The 18,322-nt window shown below is 39.3% G+C and carries 20 protein-coding genes; 9 read left to right on the top strand and 11 right to left on the bottom strand.

What is annotated here, in order from left to right:
- Nucleotides 1-8: 8 nt before the first annotated feature.
- From mrdA to lipA, 7 genes are all read left to right on the top strand, one after another.
- On the top strand, nt 9-1,886 hold the full coding sequence (gene mrdA, locus P20495_RS15210) for a penicillin-binding protein 2 (protein WP_033015257.1): 1,878 nt from the start codon (nt 9-11) through the stop codon (nt 1,884-1,886).
- On the top strand, nt 1,886-2,992 hold the full coding sequence (gene rodA / locus P20495_RS15215; protein ID WP_033015254.1) for a rod shape-determining protein RodA: 1,107 nt from the start codon (nt 1,886-1,888) through the stop codon (nt 2,990-2,992). The genes mrdA and rodA overlap by 1 nt, the downstream gene beginning before the upstream one ends.
- The gene (locus tag P20495_RS15220; protein WP_008134647.1) at nt 2,992-3,753 is read left to right on the top strand and encodes a septal ring lytic transglycosylase RlpA family protein; all 762 of its coding nucleotides are present in this window, start codon (nt 2,992-2,994) and stop codon (nt 3,751-3,753) included. Before rodA ends, P20495_RS15220 begins: the two co-directional genes overlap by 1 nt.
- Before the next feature lie 99 nt (nt 3,754-3,852).
- Nucleotides 3,853-5,013: a serine hydrolase gene (locus P20495_RS15225; protein ID WP_007378250.1), complete on the top strand. Its 1,161-nt coding sequence runs from the start codon at nt 3,853-3,855 to the stop codon at nt 5,011-5,013.
- 235 nt (nt 5,014-5,248) lie between these two features.
- On the top strand, nt 5,249-5,527 hold the full coding sequence (ybeD, locus tag P20495_RS15230; protein ID WP_002958517.1) for a DUF493 family protein YbeD: 279 nt from the start codon (nt 5,249-5,251) through the stop codon (nt 5,525-5,527).
- A 19-nt stretch (nt 5,528-5,546) separates the two neighbouring features.
- Entirely contained in the window at nt 5,547-6,200 is a 654-nt protein-coding gene (gene lipB, locus P20495_RS15235; RefSeq protein ID WP_033015251.1) for a lipoyl(octanoyl) transferase LipB, read from the top strand.
- Nucleotides 6,197-7,162: a lipoyl synthase gene (gene lipA / locus P20495_RS15240; protein ID WP_002958515.1), complete on the top strand. Its 966-nt coding sequence runs from the start codon at nt 6,197-6,199 to the stop codon at nt 7,160-7,162. The genes lipB and lipA overlap by 4 nt, the downstream gene beginning before the upstream one ends.
- A gap of 79 nt (nt 7,163-7,241) precedes the next feature.
- Here the strand turns inward: lipA and P20495_RS15245 are convergent, their stop codons facing one another.
- The gene (locus P20495_RS15245) at nt 7,242-8,528 is read right to left on the bottom strand and encodes a VCBS domain-containing protein (RefSeq protein ID WP_008134644.1); all 1,287 of its coding nucleotides are present in this window, start codon (nt 8,526-8,528) and stop codon (nt 7,242-7,244) included.
- Between the two features lie 255 nt (nt 8,529-8,783).
- On the opposite strand from P20495_RS15245, the gene P20495_RS15250 reads away from it, so the two are divergent.
- Both P20495_RS15250 and P20495_RS15255 read left to right on the top strand, forming a co-directional pair.
- On the top strand, nt 8,784-9,023 hold the full coding sequence (locus P20495_RS15250) for an RNA-binding protein (protein ID WP_002958513.1): 240 nt from the start codon (nt 8,784-8,786) through the stop codon (nt 9,021-9,023).
- Nucleotides 9,024-9,186: 163 nt separating this feature from the next.
- Nucleotides 9,187-10,806, top strand: coding sequence for a M28 family metallopeptidase (locus P20495_RS15255; RefSeq protein WP_008134643.1), 1,620 nt, complete (start codon nt 9,187-9,189; stop codon nt 10,804-10,806).
- A gap of 38 nt (nt 10,807-10,844) precedes the next feature.
- Here P20495_RS15255 and P20495_RS15260 read toward each other — a convergent pair whose 3' ends face one another.
- From P20495_RS15260 to P20495_RS15305, 10 genes are all read right to left on the bottom strand, one after another.
- Nucleotides 10,845-11,792, bottom strand: coding sequence for a PDC sensor domain-containing protein (locus P20495_RS15260; RefSeq protein WP_033015247.1), 948 nt, complete (start codon nt 11,790-11,792; stop codon nt 10,845-10,847).
- Between the two features lie 220 nt (nt 11,793-12,012).
- Nucleotides 12,013-12,174, bottom strand: a complete 162-nt coding sequence (locus P20495_RS22425) for an EF-hand domain-containing protein (RefSeq protein ID WP_008134641.1) — start codon at nt 12,172-12,174, stop codon at nt 12,013-12,015.
- A 415-nt stretch (nt 12,175-12,589) separates the two neighbouring features.
- A complete protein-coding gene (locus P20495_RS15270) occupies nt 12,590-12,796 on the bottom strand; it encodes a hypothetical protein (protein ID WP_008134640.1) in 207 nt (68 codons plus the stop codon).
- A gap of 169 nt (nt 12,797-12,965) precedes the next feature.
- Nucleotides 12,966-13,178 carry an EF-hand domain-containing protein gene (locus tag P20495_RS15275; RefSeq protein ID WP_008134638.1) on the bottom strand — a complete coding sequence of 71 codons (213 nt, stop codon included), beginning with the start codon at nt 13,176-13,178 and terminating at the stop codon, nt 12,966-12,968.
- A gap of 613 nt (nt 13,179-13,791) precedes the next feature.
- Complete coding sequence (locus P20495_RS15280; protein ID WP_002958506.1) at nt 13,792-14,007, bottom strand: TIGR02450 family Trp-rich protein; 216 nt, start codon at nt 14,005-14,007, stop codon at nt 13,792-13,794.
- Between the two features lie 80 nt (nt 14,008-14,087).
- Nucleotides 14,088-14,441, bottom strand: coding sequence for a cupredoxin domain-containing protein (locus tag P20495_RS15285; RefSeq protein ID WP_008134637.1), 354 nt, complete (start codon nt 14,439-14,441; stop codon nt 14,088-14,090).
- A 20-nt stretch (nt 14,442-14,461) separates the two neighbouring features.
- The gene (locus tag P20495_RS15290; RefSeq protein ID WP_008134636.1) at nt 14,462-16,708 is read right to left on the bottom strand and encodes a heavy metal translocating P-type ATPase; all 2,247 of its coding nucleotides are present in this window, start codon (nt 16,706-16,708) and stop codon (nt 14,462-14,464) included.
- Entirely contained in the window at nt 16,698-17,141 is a 444-nt protein-coding gene (locus tag P20495_RS15295) for a MerR family transcriptional regulator (RefSeq protein WP_008134635.1), read from the bottom strand. The genes P20495_RS15290 and P20495_RS15295 overlap by 11 nt, the downstream gene beginning before the upstream one ends.
- A 215-nt stretch (nt 17,142-17,356) precedes the next feature.
- On the bottom strand, nt 17,357-17,854 hold the full coding sequence (locus P20495_RS15300; RefSeq protein WP_007378491.1) for a DUF2059 domain-containing protein: 498 nt from the start codon (nt 17,852-17,854) through the stop codon (nt 17,357-17,359).
- A gap of 130 nt (nt 17,855-17,984) precedes the next feature.
- Nucleotides 17,985-18,317, bottom strand: a complete 333-nt coding sequence (locus tag P20495_RS15305) for a Na+/H+ antiporter subunit G (RefSeq protein WP_008134634.1) — start codon at nt 18,315-18,317, stop codon at nt 17,985-17,987.
- Nucleotides 18,318-18,322 lie beyond the last annotated feature (5 nt).

The raw sequence follows: 18,322 nt of genomic DNA, 5'->3' as shown, positions 1-18,322 counted from the left end.
GCCTTGCCATGCTAAAACATAGACCCACTATTCGTGACCACTCCGCAGAAGCAAATTTATTTGCTAGGCGAGCATTTGTGGGTTTTGTTTTTGTATTAGCTATGGTGGCTATTTTGCTGTCAAACCTATATAAAATTCAAGTAGAGAACCACCAAGATTACCAAACCCGCTCTAATGACAACCGTATTAAAGTTATTCCTATTGCACCCAACCGTGGTTTAATTTACGACCGTAACGGTGTACTCCTTGCTGAAAACAAACCAGTTTACAATCTTGAAGTCATTCCCGAAGATGTAAACGATTTAACCGAATCGCTCGATCAAGTCAGTAAAATAATTACTATTAGTGAGCAAGAGAAAGACGATTTTTTAAAAGATATTAAACACACTCGGCGTTTCAAATCGCAAATTCTTAAAGCACGCTTAAACGAAACTGAAGTCGCTAAGTTTTCTGTAAATCAACATAAATTCCCAGGCTTTAGTATTGAAGCACGCCTAGCCCGCTACTACCCCTTTGGCGATACCCTAACCCATGCACTCGGTTATGTGGCAAAGCTTAATAAAAAAGAACTTAATAAACTAGATCAAGAAGGTCAAGCAACCAATTATCGAGCCACATACGATATTGGAAAATTAGGCATAGAAAAATATTATGAACAATTATTACACGGTGAAGTAGGCTCCCAGCGCGTAGAAGTAAATAATCGCGGCCGCGTTATTCGCACACTCAGTATGATCCAACCTAAGCCTGGTAGTGATATTGTACTTACGCTTGATATTGGGCTACAGCAAATAGCACAACATGCGCTTAAGGATATGCGCGGCGCTATCGTCGTTATGGATGCAAAAGATGGTGGCGTACTCGCACTTTATTCAAATCCAAGCTACGATCCAAATTTATTCGTACATGGTATAAGTAGCAAAAACTACAAAGCATTGCTTAACCAAGATCGCCCGCTAATTAACCGAGCAACACAAGGTCGTTACGCGCCAGCTTCGACTGTTAAACCTCACATGGCAATTTTAGCCCTTGAAGAAAATATTGTAAGTGAAAGCACTTCTATTTGGGATCCTGGCTTTTTTGAAATACCAAATGTGGAACATAAATGGCGCGATTGGAAACGCTGGGGTCATGGCCATGTTGATGTATATAAAGCGATTGAAGAGTCGTGCGATACTTATTTTTATGATGCAGCTTATCGCTTAGGTATTACTAAAATAAGCGATTTTATGGCGCGATTTGGCTTTGGTGATTTATCCGGTATTGATATTCATGAAGAAACCACTGCAATTTTACCTTCAAAAGAATGGAAAGAAGGCCGCTTTAAGGAATCATGGTGGCGAGGTGATACTATTTCTGTAGGTATTGGACAAGGCTATTGGACGGCAACCCCGATTCAAATTGCTAACGCAACGAATATTCTTGTTAATAAAGGGATTAATCATCCACCGCATTTAGCCCAAGTTGCAAAAAAAGAAGATCAAGTAACGCAAATTAACGGTGATGAAAAACCGCCGGTAATACTTAAAAACCCTGATAACTGGCGCATTGCAATTGATGCAATGCATAACACGGTAAAAAAAGTAACAGGTACCGCACACAAAGCTTTTAAAGGTGTAAGCTACGATCCGGCGGGTAAAACAGGTACTGCGCAAGTAGTTAGCATTGCCCAAGGCGAACGTTACGACGCTAAATCATTAAAAGAGCGTCAGCGTGATAATGCCATTTATGTTGGTTTTGCACCTTATAACAACCCACAAATTGTGCTCTCTATCGTTGTAGAAAACACTGGGGGCGGAAGCTCGGTAGGTGCGCCAATTGCTCGTCAATTAATGGACTACTATTTTGCAGCTAATCCTGTTGAACTTGCAGGGAATATAAAATAATGACCATTTTACACGATAAACGATCCATATGGATGCGAATGCATCTAGACCTACCATTACTCATCGCTTTGCTTATCATGATGATTGGCAGTATTACCGTTGTATATAGTGCAAGCGGGCAAGATACAGCAATGATGATCCGCCATATGACTCGCATGGGCGGAGCCGTTATAGGCATGATTATTCTAGCCCAATTTTCTCCAGCAACACTTAAACGTTTAGTTATCCCACTTTACTGTGTTGGCTTACTCATGCTGGTGGGTGTACTTTTATTTGGGGTCAGCTCAAAAGGCGCTCAACGCTGGTTAAACTTGGGGATCACTCGCTTTCAACCATCAGAACTAATGAAGCTAGCCGTCCCAATGATGGTGGCTTGGTACATAGGCAGAAACCACTTACCACCCCGCCCACTGCATTTAATTATTGGCTTTATGATTGTAATGCTTCCGACATTATTAATTAAAGAACAGCCCGATTTAGGTACTTCTATACTTATTGCGAGTTCGGGTATATTTGTGTTGTTTTTATCCGGTTTAAGCTGGCGCTTAATCGGCTTTTTAAGTTCTGTTGTTGCGCTTGCTGCATGGCCATTTTGGCACTATGGTATGCACGACTACCAAAAACAACGTGTACTTACTTTTTTAGACCCCGAAAGCGATCCGCTTGGTTCCGGTTACCATATTATTCAGTCAAAAATAGCAATAGGCTCTGGTGGTGTTGAAGGCAAAGGCTGGCTGCTTGGTACACAATCGCAATTAGAATTTTTACCAGAGCGTCATACTGATTTTATATTTTCGGTTTTAAGCGAAGAGTTTGGCTTATTCGGCGTATGTGTTTTACTTAGCCTGTACTTATTTATTATTGGCCGAGGCTTGTACATTGCCGTTAATGCGCAAGATGCATTTGGTAAATTACTGGCAGGTGCACTCACTCTGACATTTTTTGTTTATGTATTTGTAAACATAGGTATGGTATCAGGGTTATTGCCTGTTGTAGGAGTTCCTTTGCCTCTAATCAGTTATGGAGGAACATCGATGGTGACGCTCATGGCTGGCTTTGGCATTATTATGTCAATAGCGACAGATAAAAGGATGCTTTTAAAATAATGAAATTCACTTTGCGTGTTCTAATAACTGTTTTTTTAATACTCACCTTAAGTGCATGTAGTAGTTCAAGTAACCGCTACCATATGCGCCATGATTCAGCACCACTTAGAGCCCCAACTGCACTTGAAATGCAAGACGCAATAATCACTGATGTTACTAAAAGCGCCAGTGCAAGTCGTCCATATACAGTGCTTGGTAAAAGTTATTCGCCAATGCTTGATGAGTCAGGCTACTCTGAGGAAGGCATTGCCTCTTGGTATGGTCGTAAATTTCATGGTTATCACACCTCTAATGGTGAAACCTACGATATGTTTGCCATGACTGCTGCGCACAAAACACTGCCGTTACCTAGCTTTGTTAAAGTAACCAATACAGCGAACGGTAAATCAGTAATCGTGCGCGTGAACGACCGCGGCCCATTTCATGACGATAGAATAATTGATCTTTCGTACGCTGCCGCTTACAAGCTAGGCTATTACACCCATGGTACAGCAAGGGTTAAGCTAGAAGCCGTTAAGCTTGCGGGCGCAACTGCCCGTCAAACCTATATTCAGGTAGCTGCAGGTAGTACACTTGCTAATATTGAAGCGCTTGCCAGTACATTGCGAGAGCAATACAAATTACCAACAAATATCGTGCAAAAAGACGATATTTACAGACTGCATTTAGGGCCAATAAAAGATACCCCTCATGCAGACGAAGTATTAAAAAAATTAAAACAAAATCAATTTCAAAACGCGTTCTTGCTTTACACTCAGTAAGACTAATACCCAAACTACCCCAGGATGCTCGCATCTTGGGGTGGTTTGGGTATAAAATGGCGTAACGCGAATCTTTAACTTTAACCATTAATGAGTATGATGAAATCTATTAAACATAAAATCCTCAAAGGTGTATGCGGCTTAGTTTGTACAGCCGCCGTATTTTCAGCCAGCGCCCAAATTATCCCGGCACCACCTCAAGTTAATGCAAAAGGTTATTTTTTAGTAGACTTTACAACAGGTAAAGTAATTGCCCAAGGTGAAGCTGATACGCAGCTAGCCCCAGCAAGCTTAACTAAGATGATGACCAGTTATGTAATTGGTACTGAAATTAAAGCCGGCAATATTGCACCAACAGATATGGTAACTGTGAGTGAAAAAGCATGGGCTAAAAACTTCCCAGAATCGTCTAAGATGTTTATTGAAGTAGGTAAGCAAATTAGTGTTGATCAGCTTAATCACGGCATTATTATTCAATCTGGTAATGATGCCTGTGTTGCAATGGCTGAACATATTGCTGGAAGTGAAAGCGCATTTGCTGATTTAATGAATGCACATGCTACTAAATTAGGTATGAGTAACAGCCATTTTATCAATAGCCACGGCCTTGATACGAATGAGCATTATACTACTCCACGCGATATGGCAACCTTAGGCGCAGCACTTATTCGTGACGTACCGGATGAATACGCACTTTATAAACAAAAGTCGTTTACTTATAACGGTATTAAGCAATATAACCGTAACTCGCTATTATGGGATGAAAGCTTAGACGTAGACGGTATAAAAACAGGCCACACCTCGGAAGCTGGCTACAGTTTAGTCACTTCAGCAACTAAAAATGGTATGCGTTTAATTGCCGTTGTAATGGGCACTTCAAGCGAACGTGCTCGTAAAGTGGAAAATAAAAAACTACTTAACTACGGTTTTCGTTTCTATGAAACAATTACCCCGTACAAGGCCGGCGATAGCTTTGCTGAGCAACGTATTTGGATGGGTAACAAAGAAAATGTATCTTTAGGTATTTTAGAAGATACACCAATTACTATTCCACGTGGTCAACATAAAAACCTTAAAGCTAACTTTGAGCTAGATAACACGCTTGAAGCACCACTCGCTAAAGGCACTAAAGTAGGTACGTTATTCTTACAATTAGAGGGTGAAGACATTGCTCAATACCCACTAGTAACACTTGAAGAAGTGGAAGAAGGCAGCTTCTTTAGTAAGATTTATGACTACTTACGTTTACAAATAATGTAGACGTAAAAATAAACTCACAGCTATTGTGAAAGTTAAACGAGACGCCTCTATTATGAGGCGTTTTTTTTTGCTTGAAAAATGCTAGAATGCGCCCCATATAAAGCAATCATATTGAGTTGTTATTTTTGGCACTCCAAAAAAAGCAGCATTAGCTCAAGATTGTCATAACCCTTTCAGTTTAGCGCCTAGCATTTTGCTCAGAGCCAATACTTTATTTGTTTGAGGAGTCACCGTCGTGGTTCAACCTGTTAAAGATACAAAATTTGATGAGTACTTAGAGTACCCTTGCCCATTTACATTCAGAATAATGGGTTTAGCTAACGTAAACTTAACTGATCAAATTTTAGCTAAGTTACAACCAATAGCACCTGGCGATTACGCCCCTAAAGTAAAACCAAGCAGCAAAGGTAATTACGAGTCAGTAAGCCTTGTAGCAACAGTTACTAGTGGCAAACACATTGAAGAAATTTACAACGTGATCAGCAATATTGATGACGTACGCCACATGCTTTAATCCATAGTTGAGATTTGTTGTGAACGAAAACACTTTGATCGTACGCCAACTGGGTCGTCAGCGTTATATGCCTATTTGGCAAAAAATGCAGGACTTTACCGACACCCGTGATGAAAATACGCCAGATGAAATTTGGCTTGTAGAGCACGAGAGTGTATTCACCCAAGGTCAGGCTGGTAAGGACGAACACTTACTAGCTCCTGGCGACATTGAGGTGATTAAAGTTGACCGTGGCGGGCAAGTAACTTACCACGGCCCTGGCCAGCAAATGATGTATGTATTATTTAATCTACGTCGTTTAAAAATTGGTGTCCGTGAACTGGTTACGTGGCTTGAAGAGTGCATTATTGAATCACTCGCCGAGTACGGCATTGAAGCTTATGCTAAAGCTGATGCACCAGGTGTATACGTTAACGACAGCAAAATTGCATCCCTTGGGTTAAGGGTTCGTCGTGGCTGCTCGTTTCATGGCTTAGCATTAAATGTTAACATGGACCTAAGTCCATTTTTACGCATTAACCCATGCGGTTATGCGGGCATGAATATGGTGCAAACTAAAGAATTAAATGGTCCTCAAAACCTAGAAAGTGCGGGTGAAGGATTGGTGAAACACATGATCAAGAAGCTTAATGCAACACAGGTTAAGCATACTGAAGGGTTTGAAAACGAATGAATAAACCAGTCAAAATGGAACCAGGTGTAAAACTACGCGACGCAGAAAAAATGGCGTTGATCCCAGTAAAAGTTTTACCTACAGAAAAAACTGAAATGTTGCGTAAGCCAGAATGGTTAAAAATTCGCTTACCTAAATCAACCGATCGCATTGACGGCATTAAAAAAGCGCTACGTAAGCATGGCTTACACTCAGTCTGTGAAGAGGCTTCGTGCCCTAACCTATCTGAATGTTTTAACCACGGTACAGCTACCTTTATGATTTTAGGTGCTATTTGTACTCGTCGTTGCCCATTTTGTGATGTGGCTCACGGTCGCCCATTAAAACCTGATGCCACTGAACCTGAAAAGCTAGCACTTACTATTAAAGATATGAAGCTAAGCTACGTTGTAATCACTTCGGTTGACCGTGATGATTTACGTGATGGTGGTGCACAGCATTTTGCTGATTGTATTCGCGAAATTCGTAAACATAATCCAACTATCACTATCGAAATTTTAGTACCTGATTTTCGTGGCCGTATGGACCGCGCACTAGAGATACTAATCGAGACGCCACCAGATGTGTTTAACCACAATCTTGAAACTGCGCCACGTTTATACAAACTAGCTCGTCCAGGTGCTGACTATAAGTGGTCTTTAGAATTACTTCGTCGCTTTAAAGAAGCTCACCCAGAAGTAAAAACTAAATCAGGCTTAATGGTTGGTTTAGGTGAAGAAATTAGCGAAATTGAAGAAGTACTTCGCGATTTACGTGCACACAACGTTGACATGCTAACTGTAGGCCAATACCTACAACCTTCTAAGCATCACTTACCGGTTAAGCGCTACGTGCCACCAGTAGAGTTTGACGGCTTAAAAGCGTATGCAGACGAAATTGGCTTTACTCACGCGGCTTCTGGCCCGTTTGTACGCTCAAGCTACCATGCTGATCAACAAGCAGCGGGTAAAGAAGTGAAATAATCACTTTCTCAAAAAATTAAAAAAGCCGTTAATGATGCATAATCATTAACGGCTTTTTCATGCCAATTGATAAAATAGCTTACTGCGCTAACTTACCTTTTGTAATGGAAAAATCAGCAAACCTAACACGTTCTTCATCGGCGCGAAGGCTGTCGGTTTCAACAATTGAGCGGTATATTCCCCACTTAGGACGAGCAAAATCATCATCACTAAAGCCGCGCCACATATCTATGTTTTGCTCGCTTATAGTAAATATATCTGCATTATCGCTTAAGCGCGTTAACGTCATATCAAACTTACCACTTTCACTAAATGTAGCTTGTACAAATACCTCAACCCATTCATCTGTAATTAAAGACCAGTCGGTTTCAATGAGGTTTTTATCAAGACCCGTACTGTTACCGTTTTCATCAAACCCTGCGCTATATCGAACCTGTAGCTGATTACCTATACTATTTTTTTGCGCACCTGAGAGCGTGATAATAGGCTGATCGTCATTACCATTGGTGTTGTCGTTACTCTCGTTACGGGCTTTTATTTGAAAAAAATGGCTAAATTTACTCGTAAGCTCAAGCTCGCTACTTACTTTAAATTTCCAGCTATATTGAAATGTCTCGCCCTCAAACGCCAGTGTTTTTTGTGGTGATTTATCGTAGGTTTTTATTTCGTTACGTTGTCTATCACTTGTGCCTTTGTCTTTATCTTGGTCATCATCTCGGTGAGCTAAAAAGACAAAATGGTTACCAATTATCGTATCGGTATCTTCAATAATATGGACAACACTTTCATGATTGCCAGCGTATAAGTCTGGAGATTCAATTGACCCTTCGCCGAAGGCATTTTCAATAAGTGTGTATGCGTCAAGCCCCGAATTAACGCCATCTGATCGCAATAAAACGTGTGATATTTTTTCAAAGCCATCAGCTTGAGCTATTGGTGCACCTACAATTGTTATGATAATTTGTGCGCTAGTACCATCTACAGAGTTTACTGTTATTGTATCTTGTAGTGTTTCACCTTCACTTAAAGATGTTATTGATGCGTTTAAATCGTCAAGTGTGTATGACCAATCTCCACCAGCATTTAAGCTAAAAAAACCATAGCTTGTAGCGCTATTTTCTTGTGCTGCAAAAGCAGCTTCATCTGATTGTTGATCCGTAATAGTTAACGAGCCTGTTATTGCATCATTACTATCGCTAATAACTTCACCTAGAGTGTTACCACCAATTGTTGCAGGAGTTTGTGAAGTAATCGCTTCATTATTTTGCACCGTAGGATCAGAGCCTGAGCTGCCACAACCAGTAACTAAACAAGATAGAAGTATAGCTGTAACTGTATTGCACGGTTTAAGGGTATATTTAGACATAATTAGTTCCGTGGTTAATAGCAAGTTAATTAAATATGAATTTACCAATTTATTGTACAAATAACCACAATTCAATTACCAATTAACATTACCAATTTACTGATATTTCAAATTTAATTATAAAATCTATTTTTTTCATAGTGATACAAAAAATTATTTCTATCGAGTGTTTATTTATATTTGTTTTAAAATAAAATTAGGTTAAACCTGAGTTACTTGAGATAATTAGTACTGACATAATTATTTAGGTTCATTATGAAACTATTAGTTCGTAACTTGTCTCGTGCTACCACTGAGCATGAGCTTCGTACTTTATTTGCAGAGCACGGTAAAGTGACTACCTGTAACTTGGTACTTGATAAAGAAACTGGCCAATCTAAAGGTTTTGCCTTTGTAGAAATGCCAAACGACATAGAAAGTAAAAGCGCAATTACTGCACTTAACCAATCTACTGTTGATAAAAGTAAGATCCGCGTGAAATTAGCGGATGCTTAAGTAATAATTTATTACTTAAAGTTAAAAGAACCAGCTTGCGCTGGTTTTTTACTAATGACTGATAGTTAATCTGCAATTGAATGAAAAGTTCTCTATAAAAATTCGACATCGCTGCGGTGCTTCCTTTATATTGAAAGCCTAATTAAATAACAATATGAAGACTATGGCATCTACTCTTTTAAAAAGCGCTAGCCTAAGCTTGCTAGTTGCACTCTTTGGCTGCTCAGAGCCTACAAGCGAGAAAACCCCATTAGAAAATACAGCCGGTGTAAGCCTTAGCAATATTAAACAGCATATTAAAACGCTAGCCTCTGATGACTTTCAAGGCCGAGGCCCGCTAACTCATGGTGAAGTGAAAACAGTAGGCTACTTAAGCGAGCAATATAAAGCGCTGGGTTTAACCGGTGCTTATAAAGGTAAATACTTACAGCCTGTAAAAATGGCAATGGTGACAGCTAATCAGGATATGCAGTTAAAAGTAGGTGATTTGAGCTTTGAATCAGGTAAAGACTTTACCGCACGTACCGAGCAACTTCAGCCATTAATTGATGTACGCAATTCTGACATTGTATTTGTTGGTTATGGTATTAATGCCCCTGAATATAACTGGAATGACTATAAAAATATTGATGTAACGGGTAAAACAGTGGTTGTGCTCGTTAACGATCCAGGTTTTGCTACTCAAAACGACGCCCTTTTTACTGGTAATGCAATGACCTACTATGGTCGTTGGACTTATAAATATGAAGAAGCCGCTCGCCAAGGTGCAAAGGCTGTATTTATTGTTCATGAAACCGCACCTGCGGCATATCCTTGGGGCGTAGTTGAAAGTTCAAACACGGGTACTAAATACACGTTAATGGATAACAATTTAAACGCGTCTAAATTACCGGTTATGGGCTGGCTAACACTTGATGCGACTGAGCAAATGTTTAACGCCGCAAAGCTTAACTACCAAGATTTAAAACAAGCAGCATTAAGTGATGACTTTAAAGCGACGCCACTTAACTTAAAAGCAAACCTTGCCTTTAAAAACGAAGTGTCACATGCCAAATCACATAATGTAGTTGCACAAATTACAGGAAGCGAATCACCTGACGAATACGTTGTTATTAGCGCTCACTGGGACCACTTTGGTACTAAACAAACTGACACCGGCCCTAAGATTTATAACGGCGCGGTCGATAACGCTTCAGGCACTGCAGCCACGCTTGAAATAGCACGTATAATGAGTAAAAAGAACAAGCAAAAGCCATTTAAACGCTCAATTATTTTTGCTAACTTTACAGCAGAAGAAACGGGGTTAATTGGCTCTGAAGAATTTGCATCGGGTGCGGTTGTACCTACAAAACAAATGGTCGGTCTATTAAATATTGATGGCATGAACGTGCTTGATGGCACTGACTACATTTTACAATACGGTAAAGATTTATCGACAATGGAAAACTATTTAGCAAAAGCTGCAAAATCACAAGGCCGTTTTGTTAAAATGGATCCTCGCCCGCAAAATGGCTTGTTTTTTAGATCAGATCATTTCTCGCTTTCTAAGCAAGGCGTGCCTAGTTTATTATTTATGAGTCTGGGTGATACCGATCCTGAGTACATTGCGCATAAATACCATAAAGAAGCAGACGACTACTCAGCTGATTGGTCGTTAGGTGGTGTTAAGCAAGATATAGATCTTATTGTTGATATAGCCACACAGCTTGCAAATAATGGCGATTGGCCAAAGTGGACGAGCGAGTCTGACTTTAAAGCCAAACGCGCGCAAGATAAGCAATAAATAGCTATTAAATAGAGTTATGTAATATAAAAATCCTCCTACTTGGAGGATTTTTGTTTTAAACGAGCGCGCATTAATAGCGTTTCGGCCTTTGCCCCTAAATAAACATAAATAGCCAGTGCAATTAAAAGCCCTACCACTGCCAGCATCATCGCTATGGCAGGCATTAAATATTCCGATTGCCCAAGCGCTGCTTTAAACATAGTTAACAGCGCCTCAATTGATATAGCAATCAACACAGTAGATATAAACCGTGTAATAGTGCGCCGCGTAGACGAGTGCCTAAAAATATCCTTATGCATAAGGATTTCTTCTTCGAGTATTGTTTTACCTAAATCAAACACTGCTAGTGCCAAAGTGATGTAAATAATGATACTAAAGGGCTCAAGTGGGTCTGATGAGGTATCTACATGAGTTAATAGCGCGTATATATCACTAAAGACGATATTTAGTAAAAATAATACTAAGCAAAATAAGCACACCACAATAATACCGTAACCCGCTTTGAAGTAAGGCGACATATTAGCGCGCGCAGTATCACCCATTACAAATTCAATAAGCTGCGTTAAGCTCACATCAACGACCAAGTAATGCTGATTATTAATTGGTTTTTTTAGCTCTTTAATCGCCGATATACATAAATGGTTAGTCGCTATAGAAATGTAGGGATCAGTAAAGCACACTTTATCACTTGCTTTAGCGTTCAAAAAATAGGGTCGCTCGCTTAAATCTTGTTGATTACCACTTTCACCTAATTTTTTGCTATATGCCCGTTTAAAGCAGACATTATTACCCTGCTGCAAACCTTCTGCATTTAAACAATATTGTAATTCTAAAAATGGGTACTGCTTAATCAGATAGCGGGTATCACGCTCTTTGGTTAATCCGTCCTCAATACTCATTAAAATAGATTCAAGTAAACTGTGTATTACATGCTCATATTCGTGGTAGCGCTCAACACTACTGATATAACTCATTCGCGCCATTTTAAATACTCATTAACCTAAGTTATAAATAGATTTGCAAGTTTAAAACCAACAATAAAATAACTTAATAATCAGTAACTTGATTATATTCAAACTCAAGTTTTGCACCACTTTGGTGACTAAAAAGTAATATATTAAATTAAATGCACAAAAAAGCAGCTAAGTATTAATTACTTAGCTGCTTTGTGAGTATGACTGGTAAGGTTCTACATAGAGCTTATCACTGAACCTTCGAAAACTCTTCTTTAGATAACTCGCCATTTCCATCTGTATCTAATTGATCAAAAAGCTGTACTAGTTGCGAGTTTACTTGGGCTTCTGTTTTACTAATTACGCCGTCGCCATCTGTATCAAAAGAATCAAAATCTACCGCAGCAAACACCGCTGAAGAAGAAGCAAGGGCTACAAGTGGTAGGGAGTGTTGATCTTTGGTGGGTGAATTTGCAGCAGTATGTTTGGTTTTTAGGCAAGGCAGAGCCTATGTAGTGTGGTTATTCCCCATAAATAGGCGATAACGCAGCATAAATACCAAACATGCGCTGCCCTTTGGGTTCTTTCTAGGGACGATTAACTCTTTGTTGCTCGGTTTTTACTTAGCCCACTAGGTTACAAACCTCGCGCCGCGATTTAATCTCCCCTAGATTGAACAAATTTCAATCCACAAAGATCAATACGCCCTAAAGTTTTGTGTAATGTTTTCATAATCGTTTCCTTAGGCTTTGAGCCTGATTAGGGGTGACCTGATTAGAGGTAAGAAGTCCTTTTCAAAGATCCTTTAGGAGTAAAGTGTTTATAAATTAATATTCAAAAAAATCATTTTCTGTCGGACCACCGCTACTTTGAACATTTAGCTCGTCAAATTGCTTTATCACTTGCGCCGATTCTTCAGCTTGGCTAATTGAAGCGTTGTCGTCTGCGTCGAGTGTTTCAAAGTCTGTGTTTGCAAATACTACTGACGAAGAAACAATAGCCATAAGTACAAATGTTGATTGTAGCTTTTTCATAATTTAATCCTTCAAAAGTATGCGGTGTCCTAAACAAATTTGCTCTATAGTGCTCTCTAGTCACTTCCTGGTTATTCTTTTTAGTAGGCTCCCTTGCCTACTTAGGTTGTCTTTGGCAACTCAGAATTTAGATAACATTACAGAGCATTAACTGCTTAAGGCTTTAATTTTAGGCCTTAGAAAACTCATCTTCAGATAGCTCACCATCTTGGTTTGTATCGAATTCTTCAAATTTGCTTAAAAGCTCAGCATCTACTGAAGCTTCGGCTTGGCTGATTGCGCCATTACCATCTACGTCTAGCGTATCAAAATCTGTTGCTGCAAAAGCCGCTGATGAAGAAGCTAGCGCCATTAGTACTAGTGTTGATTGAAATGTTTTCATAATAGTATTCCTTCATTGGGTTGTTGCGATTAAGGCCTTTGGCTTTCATCACGTTTTGCTTAATACACTCTAGGTATTACAACTTCGGTGCCACTTTTTATTTATTATTTAAAAACAATGAGTTAAACAATATAAAGCGAGAGAAGCTTAATTTGAGGAGGTGTTATTGTTGCTATTTAGCAACAGCCATTTACCTAAGAATAATAAACCGATATAAATCAATTGGTTAGGTTTAGTTAAAAAGACACACTTTTGCTAAAAAGCCAAAAAGGGGGGGTTGGGTTAGTCTTCAAAATAAACTGAATATGAACATGGAAGTAACATAGGATTTGTTCGCGACTATTAAATAATTAATTCATTTATAATTAGTCAGTTACATTATTTTTGAGATTTATTATAAAAATTTTGAAAGGATATTTTGAAATTAACTGTTTTGTTGCCAAATGGCGAATTACTCAGAAAGAATGTGATATATGAGCTAAGTTATAGCATTGAGTTCATAACTTAATGCGCCGTAAAATATAGGTTCGCTTGAGTTAAGCAAACCTACATCGTGTGCCAGCTATCTGCAAATGTGCCGCTATTGGAGTGAGGTAAATTATGTAGATTTAAACTACTTCCACCCTTGTAGCCACTTTTGGTTATCTTTTAAATCTCGCCAACTAATTGGATATTGATTTTTTGACATAACAGCCTCGGTAATACATTCAATTACGTTGCCATCTTCATCAAATTCCACCTCAACAATAATGAAGTGTTTTTCTTTATTTATAGCAGGTGTTGCGGTCCATTTACTATTCAATAATTTTTTAGGGTTTAGTTTATTCATTTAGTATAACGACTCCTACTCATCTATTTATACAGCTTATATAAGGCAACTATACGACCCCAACACCTACTTAGTTCAGATTACTCTGCAACTAGCTTGCCCTTATACATTTGCATTTGGCAATGAAAGTCATACTCACCGGCTTCAAGCGCAGGTAGTTTAACCGTATTGCCATCACCCATTGCCAGCGTTTTACTTATATCAAGCTGTGGAAATACCACTGTTTCGGCGCACGGCGCGCTGTCTTTTCTATCAAAGGTAAGTACAACCTCTTTGTTGGCTGCCACTTTAATGTGTCCTGGCTTATAAACACCGTTATCAACGACTATTGTTTCTTTGTTGTCATCACTTTGTGTTTGCTCTGGTTTGTATAGCCAAAACCAATAAATAATTGCGGCTATTAACAGTGCACCACCTATATTAATCATCAACATAATGTACTCCTTAGCTTAAATTACGATTTATTTGGTTTGAAAAAACGTAAGCGATTAGCGTTACTTACCACTGTAAGCGATGAAAGTGCCATAGCTGCACCTGCAACAACAGGGTTAAGTAGTATGCCAAAAAATGGATACAACACGCCGGCTGCAATCGGAATACCCGCCACGTTATAAATAAAGGCACCAAATAGGTTTTGTTTAATATTTGAAATAGTTGCATTACTCACTGCAATTGCATCAGCAAGACCATGTAATGAACCACGCATTAAGGTAATGTCTGCACTTTCTATTGCAACATCGGTACCTGTACCAATTGCAAATCCTACGTCGGCTTGTGCAAGTGCGGGAGCATCGTTAATACCGTCACCTGTCATACCCACTATTTCACCGTTTGCTTGGCGCTTTGTTACTTCGTTTACTTTGTCATCGGGCATTACTTCTGCAATAAAGTCATCAATACCGACTTGCTTAGCAACGGCTTGTGCAGTGGCTTTGTTGTCACCTGTTAGCATAACTAGGTGGATACCTTTATCTTGCAGGCGTTTGATAGCTTCAACTGAATCCTCTTTGATAGGATCCGCTACAGCAATAATAGCGTGGAGCTTATTATTGCTTACAAAATACATGGGCGTTTTAGCATCACTGGCAAGTGCTTGAGCTTGCTCGGTTGCATCATCAACGGCTACATCGTATTTATCCATTAGCGCTTTATTGCCAAACAACAATGTTTGCCCGTCAACACTGCCAGTGACACCTTTACCTGTAATTGCGTTAAAGTCGGCTACTTTGCTTAAAGCTAAGCCCTGCTTTTTAGCATGTCCCGTAATTGCTTGGGCCAGTGGATGCTCTGAGCTACTTTCAAGGCTTGCAACAAGTTGCATTACTGTATTTTCATCACTGTTGTTAAACGTAACCACATCGGTAACTTGTGGTGTGCCTTGAGTAATAGTGCCTGTTTTATCTAAAATCATGGTGGTGATTTTAGATGTTGTTTGCAGCGACTCACCATTTCGAATTAATATTCCTGACTCAGCGGCTTTACCAATCCCCACCATAACCGACATAGGGGTTGCGAGTCCTAGCGCACAAGGACACGCAATAATAAGTACGGTGGTTACCGCAACTACGGCGTAAGTAATTGATGGCTCAGGTCCAAAGTTTAACCATGCAAGGCCTGCAATTACTGCAATAATCATCACTGTTGGTACAAATATTCCTGATATAACATCGGCTAAGCGCCCTATTGATGGCTTAGAGTTTTGTGCACGCTTTACCATATTGATAATATTGGCAAGTGTGGTTTCGCTACCTATGTGCGTGGCTTTAAATAATAAAGTGCCACTTTTATTAATACTTCCGGCAACGACTTTATCGCCCGCTTTTTTGCGGACGGCCATTGGCTCACCAGTAAGCATTGACTCATCAACCGTACTGCTGCCTTCAATAACATCGCCATCCACAGGGATTTTTTCACCCGGGCGTACGCGTACTTCATCATTTTTTACAACATCACTAATGTCGATGTCTTGCTCTTGCCCATCGAGAATTACGCGTGCAGTTTTTGGTTGCAGGCCAATTAAGCGTTTAATTGCTTGTGAGGTGCGCCCACGTGCTTTTACTTCAAAAGCGAGCCCTAAACTAATTAAACCGATGATCATCGATGATGCTTCAAAATATACGTGCCTTGCAACTTGTGGTAATAAGTTTGGTGCTATTACCACAAACATTGAATACAACCACGCAGTACCTGTACCAAGCGCTATTAATGTATCCATATTAGCAGCATGGTTTTTGAATGCCTGCCATGCACCGTTGTAAAATTGTTTACCTGATATAGCCATAACCACAAGCGTGACTATACCCACTAAAAACCAAGCTATTCGTTGTGTGTCGGTGGTCACACTCATGTCAAAAATAAGCCCGTATATCATTAACGGCGCACCGACCCCTAACGCTAATATCATATTACGCATCAGCTTTTTATAATGTGCCTCATCCGACTTTGCTTTTTCATCAAGTGCATCTTGATCAGACTCATTACTCATTGGCTTAGCTGAATAACCAATGTTTTCGACTGCTTTAATAAGCGTGCTTTCACAGGCTTTACCTTCTACACGTACTGTACGCTGTGCAAAGTTCATTTCCACGTTTTGCGCGCCTTGCACGCTATTAAGGGCTTTTTCAATTTTAGCCACACAACTGCCGCAATTAGCGCCTTCAATAATAAAGTTTTGCGCGGTGTCTTTTGTATTAGTCGTCATTACGCTGCTCCTTATTTGCAGAATCGTTTATTGGATCAACAAAAGATTCTATTAAACTACATACGTCACTGGCATTTGCACCATCGGCTGATGTATCCCATTGCGCCAGAGCTGCATGCATTCTGTTTCGTAATTTTAATGTTTCTTGAAATAGTGCTTCGGTTTCTTCTAGGCGTTTAGTAATGAGTTTTCGCGTTAACGGACAAGGACAATTCCCCTGCTCTGACTCGCCTATAATGTGTTGAATATCTTTGAGTGAAAAACCAAGTTGACGCGCACTAATAATAAACTTTAAACGTTGCTGGTCTTGCTTTGTATATTCTTGATAGCCATTTTCTTCACTGCGTATTGGGTTAAGTAACCCAACACGTGTGTAATGACGAACAGTATCGGCAGTCACGCCCATTAACTTGGCGAGTTGTTTAACATACATAATTTAGCCCCGTGGAATTTCAATAGATCAATAATAAACCTATGTGCAACACACAGGTCAATAGAGAGGAGCATTAAAGCATAATTTAAATTTACTGAAACTGATTTAGCGAAAAAGTGAAAGCGCTCTGGCTAGAGCGCTTAAATAAGAGAGGTAAAAGTATTGAATCTATTGTTCTTTAAAGGTTAAATTTAACCAGCAAATATCAGCAGTCTCTAGTTAGCATGCTCGCGTGAGGCTTTTAGCTCTTCGCTTAGCTTGCCTGCTATATCTTGAATTTTTGGTATAGCATCTTTCATTAAGCTTTGTGACATTTGCATAGACTCTTGCATTACAACAGGCATTTTTTCAAGTATTTTTTGCCCTGTATCTGTTTTATAAAACGCTAACATATCAGCAATTTCTTGCTCACTAAAATGTTTGTCGTACACGCTAATCATCATTGGCTGCATTTTAGCCCAGCTCATTTCGGTTTTTAATACCGTTGTCATGTCGCCGTAGTATTTATCAAAAATAGCCTGTTCAGAAGGCTTAACGCCCATTTGGTCTGACATGCCTTTCATCATACCTTCAACCTGGCCGTACATAGAATCAACCATTGCATCCATGTTCATTACATTAATGAGTTCATCTATTTTTTGCTGCTTAGAATTTTGTTCAGCATACAAACTACTAGAAAAAATCAGTAATGATAAAAGTAGTACCTTACCCATAATAATATCCTTTCATATAAATAATGGACTTATGGTCACATGAATAATTTGTATTGTAAAGGGTACAAGCAATCATTAAAAAGGCCGAGTAAAATAAATTTATTCGGCCTTTTATAAATATATTTTTATGCTAATCGTCTTCTACATTATCTAGGCCTTTAGTGCCTTCTTTGGCTTTTAGCTTATGATGGATAGCAGACTTTATTAACATGTAGCCACTAATCGGTGCCGTAATTAGTAAAAATATAGTAATGAGTATTTCTTTAACACTTAGGCCATGCCCTGAATTTGCAAAATAAACCATAGCAGCAATTAACATACTCGCCATGCCCAACGTGGTTGCTTTAGTTGGTCCATGCAAACGCATAAAAAAGTCAGGTAGTTTAATTAAGCCTATTGAGCCAATTAAAATAAACGTACCACCAAATAACAATAATATTGATACAACCAATTCGCTGATCATGTTTT

Origin of the sequence: Pseudoalteromonas sp. BSi20495, assembly GCF_000241185.1 — a bacterium.
GTDB lineage: Bacteria > Pseudomonadota > Gammaproteobacteria > Enterobacterales > Alteromonadaceae > Pseudoalteromonas > Pseudoalteromonas fuliginea.
The sequence above is the reverse complement of the archived record's forward strand: the minus strand, read 5'-3'. Positions and strand labels throughout refer to the sequence as shown.